Origin of the sequence: Phytobacter sp. V69, from assembly GCF_965644215.1 — a bacterium.
In the GTDB taxonomy this organism is placed as follows: domain Bacteria; phylum Pseudomonadota; class Gammaproteobacteria; order Enterobacterales; family Enterobacteriaceae; genus Phytobacter.
The window spans coordinates 1-526 of sequence record NZ_CBFFRL010000506.1; the positions used below are offsets into that span (position 1 = coordinate 1).

Below are 526 nucleotides of genomic sequence, written 5' to 3' on the forward strand. Positions count from 1 at the left end.
TCTGTTCCGGGCTCCACAGCCAGTTTAGCGCAGCCTCAACAAAGAAGACCGTATCCTCGCGCATCCTGCGTTTGCCGCCCGCCCTACGGCGGCTGGTACTGAGCTTCTGAGCTGCCGCTGGCTGGTAGCCATGTACAGAACGATTACGGGCAGTTCCCGCGAGACCGTTGATTTGCTCACGCCTAAGCGGCGGGCAATCTCTGCCTGACTAACTTTATCTTCACACAACAGGGCTATCTGGTATCGTAGCCCTTCGGTTAGCTGCCGATATTTCATAGTGACGCGCTCATCTTTGGTCGGAAGAGCAGGATAGCTTATCGGTAGCTAACCGTCCCTCCATCCACATGACCAAGCGTTGCACTTATTTATCTGAATTCGCGACTGATAAATTCATAACGCAGCCCCCCAAAAAAATAGACATATACCCAAGTAACTTCAAGATGCAGGATGGGGCGGATTCAACTCCGAAGTGCAACGCTAAGCCGCCAATCTTAGCTCTGCAAACACCACAGACGGTTGCCTGAAT

Annotated in this window: 1 protein-coding gene; it reads right to left on the bottom strand. The window is 52.5% G+C overall.

From position 1 onward, the window contains the following. Positions 1 to 24: 24 nt before the first annotated feature. Positions 25 to 276, bottom strand: a complete 252-nt coding sequence (locus ACSZPU_RS26240; protein WP_499004555.1) for a helix-turn-helix domain-containing protein — start codon at positions 274 to 276, stop codon at positions 25 to 27. Positions 277 to 526: the final 250 nt, after the last annotated feature.

What these genes read in the sequence shown, in the direction of transcription:
- ACSZPU_RS26240 (WP_499004555.1), bottom strand. Translation starts at nt 276, where the DNA reads ATGAAATATCGGCAGCTAACCGAAGGGCTACGATACCAGATAGCCCTG.